The sequence below is a fragment of the Frankia sp. CcMO1 genome, assembly GCF_977945845.1.
Window position 1 is genome coordinate 1 of record NZ_CDWTMG010000227.1, and the last position, 8,003, is coordinate 8,003.

10 protein-coding genes and 1 pseudogene are annotated in these 8,003 nt (G+C 69.6%); 8 read left to right on the forward strand and 3 right to left on the reverse strand.

Annotated elements, in window-relative coordinates; all coding sequences use genetic code 11:
• The 8 genes and pseudogenes from AC08OU_RS20070 to AC08OU_RS20105 all read left to right on the forward strand — a co-directional run.
• The coding region (locus tag AC08OU_RS20070) for an alpha/beta hydrolase (RefSeq protein WP_476605548.1) at positions 1-789 on the forward strand (789 nt) is incomplete at its 5' end.
• A gap of 346 nt (positions 790-1,135) precedes the next feature.
• Positions 1,136-1,615, forward strand: coding sequence for an ArsI/CadI family heavy metal resistance metalloenzyme (locus AC08OU_RS20075; RefSeq protein ID WP_462188782.1), 480 nt, complete (start codon positions 1,136-1,138; stop codon positions 1,613-1,615).
• A gap of 203 nt (positions 1,616-1,818) precedes the next feature.
• Positions 1,819-2,355: a fluoride efflux transporter FluC gene (locus AC08OU_RS20080; RefSeq protein ID WP_476605549.1), complete on the forward strand. Its 537-nt coding sequence runs from the start codon at positions 1,819-1,821 to the stop codon at positions 2,353-2,355.
• Positions 2,355-2,699, forward strand: coding sequence for a DUF190 domain-containing protein (locus AC08OU_RS20085; RefSeq protein WP_476602214.1), 345 nt, complete (start codon positions 2,355-2,357; stop codon positions 2,697-2,699). The genes AC08OU_RS20080 and AC08OU_RS20085 overlap by 1 nt, the downstream gene beginning before the upstream one ends.
• A complete protein-coding gene (locus AC08OU_RS20090) occupies positions 2,696-3,085 on the forward strand; it encodes a fluoride efflux transporter FluC (protein WP_476602213.1) in 390 nt (129 codons plus the stop codon). The genes AC08OU_RS20085 and AC08OU_RS20090 overlap by 4 nt, the downstream gene beginning before the upstream one ends.
• Before the next feature lie 318 nt (positions 3,086-3,403).
• Positions 3,404-3,736: a hypothetical protein gene (locus AC08OU_RS20095; protein ID WP_462188778.1), complete on the forward strand. Its 333-nt coding sequence runs from the start codon at positions 3,404-3,406 to the stop codon at positions 3,734-3,736.
• A gap of 238 nt (positions 3,737-3,974) precedes the next feature.
• A complete protein-coding gene (locus AC08OU_RS20100; RefSeq protein ID WP_476605550.1) occupies positions 3,975-4,337 on the forward strand; it encodes a hypothetical protein in 363 nt (120 codons plus the stop codon).
• Positions 4,313-4,438, forward strand: a pseudogene (locus AC08OU_RS20105) (protein-tyrosine phosphatase family protein); the annotation flags it as partial. The gene AC08OU_RS20100 and the pseudogene AC08OU_RS20105, both read left to right, overlap by 25 nt.
• Before the next feature lie 98 nt (positions 4,439-4,536).
• Here AC08OU_RS20105 and AC08OU_RS20110 read toward each other — a convergent pair.
• From AC08OU_RS20110 to AC08OU_RS20120, 3 genes are read right to left on the reverse strand one after another with little or no spacing between them, the layout of a single operon-like run.
• Positions 4,537-5,604, reverse strand: coding sequence for an ABC transporter ATP-binding protein (locus AC08OU_RS20110; RefSeq protein WP_476602185.1), 1,068 nt, complete (start codon positions 5,602-5,604; stop codon positions 4,537-4,539).
• 2 nt (positions 5,605-5,606) lie between these two features.
• A complete protein-coding gene (locus AC08OU_RS20115; protein WP_476602184.1) occupies positions 5,607-6,386 on the reverse strand; it encodes an ABC transporter permease in 780 nt (259 codons plus the stop codon).
• Positions 6,387-6,410: 24 nt separating this feature from the next.
• On the reverse strand, positions 6,411-7,217 hold the full coding sequence (locus tag AC08OU_RS20120; RefSeq protein ID WP_476602183.1) for an ABC transporter permease: 807 nt from the start codon (positions 7,215-7,217) through the stop codon (positions 6,411-6,413).
• Between the last annotated feature and the right edge of the window lie 786 nt (positions 7,218-8,003).

Here is an 8,003-nt window from a genome sequence, read left to right on the forward strand (position 1 = left end):
GGCGCATTCCTCGCCGACTGCAAGGCTCGGCCCAACTGTGGCTTCGGTCACGGCGACCCGGCCGGCGCCTTCGACCGCCTGGTCGAACGGCTCACCGAGAAGCCGATCCCGGCCGGCGGTAAGGACGGTAAGGACACCGGCGCCGCCCGCACGCTCAACTGGGTGACCGCCATGATAGGGGTTCGGTCCGCGCTGTACTCCCATGCCAAGTGGCCGCGGCTCGCGGGAGCATTGGCACTGGCCGACGACAACAACGACGGCTCCGAGCTGCTCTCCTTCGCAGCGCAGGACCCGATCGGGGCCATCCTCCCCTTGCCGCACAGCACCTCCACCAGCTCCGATGCCGCGCATACGGCCATTGCCTCGCATACGGCCATCACCTGCACCGACAAGATCTTCCCGACCGTGGGCGCCTACCAACGACTTTCTGACGAACTCAACCGCGAGAGCCCCCATTTCGGCCTGCTTTCTGCTCTCGGTGCCCTTGCCTGTGTGGTCTGGCCGGTTAAGGCTGCCTCCCGCTACACGGGGCCGTTCCACGCCACCGGCGCTCCGCCGATTCTCCTCGTCGGCAGCACCGGCGACCCGGCGACGCCCTACTCCGGGGCTGTGTCCCTCGCCCGTCAACTCGCCAACAGCGTGCTGTTGACCTGGCGCTCCTACACCCACACCGCCTACTTTCAGGACAGTGTCTGCGTCCGCCGGGCCGTCGAGCGTTACCTGGTCGACCTGATACTCCCGAAGCGCGGTACGATCTGTCCTGACATCCCGACATCGGCGGGTTCTTGAGTCTCGGTCCTCGCGATTCAGAATCTTCGCGATTCAGGCTCACCTTAAGGATTATCCAGAAAGGCGACGACTTCGCCGATGCGCGGGCCGGCGTAACGGTCGCCGGCCCCGGTTGGCGCCCAGCGGGGCGCGGGCGAGCGGGGCGCGGCACGCGGAGATCGTCCCGGCGAGACCGGGCGGGCCGTCCGCCGCGGGGGCGATGACCGGGTCGACGACCGGGAGACCCGCCGGTGGGGAGGCGGTCGCCGTGCCGCCAGCATGCCCCAGCCATTGACAGACGTCTATGTTTACGGTCATCTTCGACCCGCAAGAACATAGATGGGTGTCGATGTAAGGGGTGGGCTGGATGGCCAGGGTGCAGTTGGCGTTGAACGTCTCGGACGTGGACGCGGCGGTGGAGTTCTACACGACGCTGTTCGGGGTCGGGCCGGCGAAGCGGCGGGCGGGGTACGCGAACTTCGCGGTCGACGTGCCGCCGTTGAAGCTGGTGCTGATCGAGAACCCGGACGCCCGCGGCGCGGGGGTGGCGGGGGCGTTGAACCATCTCGGGGTGGAGATCGAGACCTCGCAGGAGGTGTCCGCCGCGGCGGCCCGGCTGCGGGAGGCGGGGCTGGTGACGGCGGTGGAGGAGAACACCGCCTGCTGCTACGCGCTGCAGGACAAGGTGTGGGTGGATGATCCGGACGGTGCGCCGTGGGAGATCTACACGGTGCTCGCCGACATCGCCGAGGGCGCGGGCCCGCAGCTGCGCGCCGTGGAACCGGGGGCCGGGGGCGGTCCCGGGTCGGCGTGTGACTGTGGGCCGGTGTGCGCTCCCACGGTGTGACGACGGTGACAGGTGAACCGGTAGCGGTTAGCGGTGAACCGGTAGCGGTGAACCGAACCGGTATGGTGTGACGGCGGCGGCTTCCGGTCACCGCGCGGCGGTGGGGCCCGCCGGACCCGAACCGCGGCAGTGCGCCGCCAACGGTCCCTACCGTGACAAGTCATGCTTGGCTGGCCCGGCTGTCGCGCAGGTAGGGAGCGGGCGTGGACGACGCCGAGCAAACGGTCGGTGCACCGACCGATCCCGATGGCACCAGCCTCGATGGCACCGACCCTGATGGTGATGGGCCTGTCCCGGTGCGGCGCCGGCAGCTTCGTCACGCGCCGGTCCCGGTCCCGCTGCTGGCGGTGATATCGGCTGGTGGGGCGGTGGGGGCATGTGCCCGCTACGGGGCGTCGCTGGTGTGGCCGACGATGCCGGGCACGTTCCCATGGACCACCTGGGCGGTGAACACGGCCGGTTGCGCGGCGATCGGTGTGCTGATGGTGCTGATCACCGACGTGCGGACGGTGCATCCGCTGGTCCGCCCGTTCCTGGGCACCGGGGTGCTGGGCGGGTTCACCACCTTCTCCACGTATGCGCTCGACGCGCAGCGGCTGGTGGACGGCGGGCGGGCCGGGCTGGCACTGGCCTACCTGGCGCTGAGCGTCCTCGTCGCGCTGGGCGCGGTGTGGGCGGCGGCGACGGCGATGCGATGGTTCGTGGCGACGACGCGACGGGTCGCGGGAAGGCGGGCGTGATGAGGTTGAGCGGCCGGGCGTTGCGGCTGATGGTGTTCGTCGGGGAGAGCGACGTGTGGCATCACCGACCGCTGGCCAGCGAGATCGTGCACCGGGCGCACCGCGCCGGGCTGGCCGGGGCGAGTATGTTCCGGGGCGTGGAGGGGTTCGGCGCCTCCTCGATCGTGCACACCGCCCGGCTGCTGTCGCTGAGCGAGGACCTGCCGGTGGCGGTGGTCATCGTCGATGACGAGCAACGGGTACGGGCCTTCCTCCCGCAGCTCGATGAACTCGTCACCGAGGGGCTGGTCATCCTCGACGAGGTCGAAGTGATCCGCTACGTCGGCCGGGAGGCGAGTTGGTGAACTGGCTGCTGGTGATCGCCGGGGCCGCGGCCGGCGCGCCGCTGCGCTATCTGACCGACCGGGCGGTGCAGGCCCGGCACGGCACGGTCTTTCCCTGGGGCACGTTCACCGTCAACGTCACGGCCAGTCTGCTCCTCGGCCTGGTCGCCGGCGCCGCGGGCGCGGGCGCGGCGCCGGCGTGGGTGGCCTCGGAGCAGGTGGTGTCGCTGGTGGGGACCGGGCTGTGCGGGGCGTTGAGCACCTACTCGACGTTCTCCTACGAAACGCTGCGGCTGGCCGAGGACGGCGCCCGGCTGCTGGCCGCGGCCAACGTCGCCGGCAGTGTGCTCGCCGCGTTCGGCGCCGCCGCTCTCGGCGCGGCCCTGGCGCGGGCGGTGTGGGGGTGATCCGACCGGCGCACGGCACGAGCACAGCGCCCGCCGCCGCGGTCAGGCTACGGCCGTGGCGGTTTGTCCTGGTCTTCGGCGTGGTGCGGAAGGTTCGGGCTGCGGCGGGCATGCCCGGGGTTCCCGCTGAGATGACGGCGGGGAAGGACCGGCCTGCTCAGAAGGTGGTGCGAGATGCCTGATCTGGGATTTCCCCGGCTTCCGCCACGGCGGCCCGTTCCCCGGCAGCGGTTGGAACAACGTCAGGTGCTGCTTGAACGTCACGTCGTCGCTTCGCTGAGAACCTCTCGGAAGCCGTGGTGGCGCAGGAGGCGGGCGATGATCCCGGGTGCGGTGGTGGCCGTTGCGTGTCTTGCCGCGGCTAGCTGGGGGCTACGACCCAGCGGCCTGGCGGAACGGGCGACAGTGGTCGGATGCTACTCGGCTGTCAATCTCCGGAGCGACACCGCCGCGGTCGCGGCGGACCGTTGCCACCCCCGCCCGGAGATCATCACTGTTCTCCGGGGCAAGCTGGATGCCTACGGTCTGCATTCCTGGTCGATCGATGACAGCGGATTCGATCAGCCATGGGCGCAGGGTCGGCCCTGCGCCAGCCTCGCCTTCGACCACGACCGGTCGATCGTGCGTATCGTGCCGTTTCCCACGCAATGATGCTCACGTACGAGTGGAGTCCACGGATGTGGTGGCTGCCTGGACATGATCGCCTCTTACCTCACCGCGGAGCGGGACCTGGGCAGCTGGCTGAGCAGCTCCCGCTGATCTTCACCGACCCACGCCACGTGGCCGTCCGGCCGCAGCAGCGCCGCCGGCAACGATCACGTCAATACGGACAGGCGGAGGGCCAGGTGTGGAGTTCTCGATCAGCCGGGCAGGTCGTAGGCGTGGCCCGGTGAGCGGCCCGCCGCTCGTGCGGGCCCTGCGGCTTCCGGACGGCTGCCGGGTACGCGGCCGCGGTCTGCGCCGCCCGCTACCGGAGGGACCGGTGCCTGACTTCGGCCTCTACCTGGGAACCAGCCGTCTTCGCCGCCGCCACGACGGGGAGCTGGGCTGGCCGCGCACGTGGATCGACTGGCCCGACTTCCTCCTGCCCCGTGACCAGGACCAGGCCGCCCGGCGCATCCGGGCGCTGCACGAGCAGGCACGGGCCGGCACGGGCCGGCGCGGGCCGGCGCGGCGGTCGAAGTCGCCTGCGGGGGCGGCGTCGGCCGCACCGGCACCGTCCTTGCCTGCCTCGCCGTTCTGGCCGGACTGAACCCACCGGACGCTGTCGCCTGGACCCGGGAACACCATCACCACCGGGCCGTCGAGACCCCCTGGCAGCGCCGTTGGGTGGCCCGGTTCCCGAACCGTTGACCGCGGGCTCGCCTGGCCTGGGAGACGCTCCAGGGTGCCGCCCGCCACTCGTACGCACCGAGGGGGTTTGGCGCTGTGGCTGCAGCGTTGTACGGCTCCTATGGCAGGGGTGCTGTCCCACCGGGGCGGCGCGCTTCCTCCTCATCGAGTTCTTCGCGCCTTGGTTCCCTGGGCGCGGGTTCGGGCGACTGACGGGTGGTGGCATAGAGGCGGCGGACGACGTCCTCGATGTCGGGTTCCTCGACAGTGGAGTCGAGGACCTCGGCCGTCGCGGTGACCGCGGCGAGGACCCGGGCGGCGGTAGTGGTCTCGGCGTCGAAGGCGAGGCGCTGGCGCAGGCCGTGGGCCTCGCTGGCCAGGTGGCGGACGGCGGGTAGGCCCGTCAGGTCCCCGGTGGGCCCGGCGAGGTCAACGACCAGCACCCGGTCGGCGCCGGCGGCCCCCGCGAGACCGGCCAGGTCGCCGTCGTAGGCGAGGCGGCCGTGGTCGATGACGAGGACCCGGTCGCAGAGCCGCTCGATGTCGCCCATGTCGTGGGTGGTCAGCAGCAGTGTGGTGCCGTGGGCCGCTCGCTCGGCGACGAGGAACTCCCGCAGCCGCTGCTTGGACAGGACGTCGAGGCCGATGGTGGGCTCGTCGAGGATCATCAGCCGGGGGGAGTGGAGCAGCGCGGCGGCGATCTCGGCGCGCATCCGCTGGCCCAGGGAGAGCTGGCGGACCGGGGTGGCGAGGAAGTCTGCCATCTCGAGCCGCTCGACCAGCTCGTCGGTGCGCGTGCGCTCGGTGGCGGCGGGCAGGGTGTGGATAGCGGCCAGGATCCGGAACGACTCCCGCACGGGAAGGTCCCACCACAGCTGGGATCGCTGACCGAACACCACTCCGACCTGGCGGGCCAGCCGGCGCCGGTCCTTCACCGGGCTCAGCCCGCAGGTGCGCACAGTGCCGCGGGTCGGCACGAGGATGCCGGCCAGCATCTTGATCGTGGTGGACTTGCCGGCGCCGTTCGCGCCGATGTAGCCGACCGCCTCGCCGGGTGAGATCCGCACGGTCAGGTCGTCGACGGCGGTCAGTCGCCTCCGGCGCAGCCCGTCGCGCACGGTGAACTGCCGGGTCAGCCCGACGGTCTCGACGATCGCTGTCTCGACGATCGCAGTGTTGACGCTCATGCTTAACCGCCGCCTCCCTGGTAGTGCCGGACGCCCCAGCGCCAGCACAGCAGCGCCATGGCCCACGCCCAGACAGCCGCGAGTGGCCCGCACCAGCCAAGCCACCTCGGCAGCCACTCCGGTCCAGGCAGACCGAGCAGGATCAGCGTCGGCAGGTACCCCGTGAAGGCCATCGGAAAGAAGAAGCCGAACAGGACCTTCAACGGCCGGGACCAGAGCGACGCTGGCTGGGTGGCGGCGTAGCGGCCGCCATACACGAACGCGTTGGTCATCTCCCGGCCGTCCACCAGGAAGAACTGCAGGCCGCCCGCCCAGACGAACAGCGCGGCGAACGTCGCGACACCGCTGACCAGGGCGGTCGCCAGCAGCGCGGCCGCGGCCGGGCCCCAGGGAACGTCGCCCAGGGCCAGACCGGCGACCAGCGCGGCCAGGCCGACCGACGCGCGCGCCAGCCGCCGCAGGCTGAGGTCGCTGGTGACCAGCTGCAGCTGCAGCAGCAGCGGCTGCGGCCGCAGGTAGAAGACGTCGAAGGTGCCGGCGCGCAGGTACGTCGGCAGTCTGTCGCAGTGCCCGAAGGCGAGGTCCGCGAGTGAGAAGGAGAGGTCGGCCAGGCCGAACACCAGCAGCATCTGGCGGAACTCCAGGCCGCCGAGCCGGGTCGTGGCGTGAAAGACCACCCACACCTCGGCCAGTTCGATCACGGCCGACAGCAGCGAGCTGACCAGGTCAAGGGCGAAGTTCGCCCGGTAGGAGGTCTGGGAGCGGGCCCGGGACGCGAGCACAGCCCGGTACGCAGGGCGAGCGGCTCAGCCACCCTGGATCTCCAGGCGGTGCCGGCCGGCGCGCGTCAGCGCCTGGCCGAGCCCGCCGACGCCGACCAGCCAGGCAACCTGCGCCGCTACCAGGGTGAGCGCGCCGGTGATGTCCACGCGATCAGCGAGGATGCCGACCGGATACATCATCATCGACGGGAACGGCGTCGCCTGGGCCAGGAGTTCGAGCCACCGCGGGAACATGCTGATCGGCACGAACAACCCGGTGAGGAAACCAGAGGCCACCATGTAGACGAGCTGCACCCCGCGCGTCTCCACCAGCCAGAAGCCCGCGACGGCGACCAGGTAGACGGTCGCCGCCGAGATCACGACCGCGAGAAGCAGGCTCGCCACGCCGAGAAGGCAGGCCGTGACCGACCCGGGCAGCTTCATCCCGACGACGAACCCACCGATCAGCAGCTGTGGGATCCCCCGGGGAATAAACGCGAACAGCGCCTGCCCGACCTCGGTTGTGATCGTGGCGGCTTGCACGTCCAGCGGGCGCAGGAAGTCGACGGCGATCTGGCCGTCCTTGATCCTCTCCGCGATCTCGCTGCCGCCCCAGAAGTTGACCGAGCCGAGCATCGCCTGGGACAGCCAGATGTAGGTGCCCATCTGCGCGATGTCGTACCCGCCGATCTCACCCCCCGCCGCCCGGACCGCGGCGAACAGCACCGCGACCTTCAGCAGCCCGAACGTCGTGTTCGAGAGCAGCCCACCCAGCGCGGCCAATCGGTAGGTCGACTGCCGGCGGAACCCTGCTACCAGCAGCAGCCAGTAGACCCGAACCGTCGCGCGCATAGAACCACCAACAATACAGTCTGATCCAGGAATACGGTCTGGTCCGGGCCCCCAGAAGCCTCGGCCGCAGCTGATGAAGGCGTAGCGGCCAGGCATGTTGACGTGGTGGTCGACCAGCGTCGACCCGCGGCGACGTACGGTGTGTGCAGCAGGTCACACGCGCGCCGTAGGCGCGCCTTGAGGCCGTGAAGAAATCTCGGCCCCGTGAAGAAACCTCGCGATGAGTTAGATCCGCTCTGCCCCCCTGGGCCAGATGACTACGATCGGTAGGTGGCGCGCCTTCGCAAGCTCGACGGTGGCGGCGGTCCCTCCTGCCTTGCTGCTCTTCCGCCCGTCCCACACGGCAAACATACGATCAGCCCGAGAAAGAACTTCATTATTAGCCGCTTCGTAGGGGACGTAATGAAGTAACAAATACGTGATCGAGAGCATCATCGCAGGTCACAGGCCTGTGGAGGGTTCGAAACGCGCAAGTTATTTCATTTCGACTCCTATGCTGTCTAGCGCCGAGCTTCGGTACTGTTTCTTCGCTCGATGAGCGAGGGCTCTCCCGATCCAGGTAACGGCTTCTCCGGCGAATTTGTTATGCGTGCGCGATATATCGAGAAGGCGTCCCCCTGTGACTCCCGCTAGTTCCGCTTCGCCAAAGTATCTTATCCAGTATGGTTCTTCATCCTGAACAACATTGTTAAGCGCGGATTCGGCCATCCTCGTAGCTCGGTAGAATGCGTTTACTCGATCTTGTTTTGCGTAGGCCCATGCTTCTCTGGTGCAAAGCATGGCGGG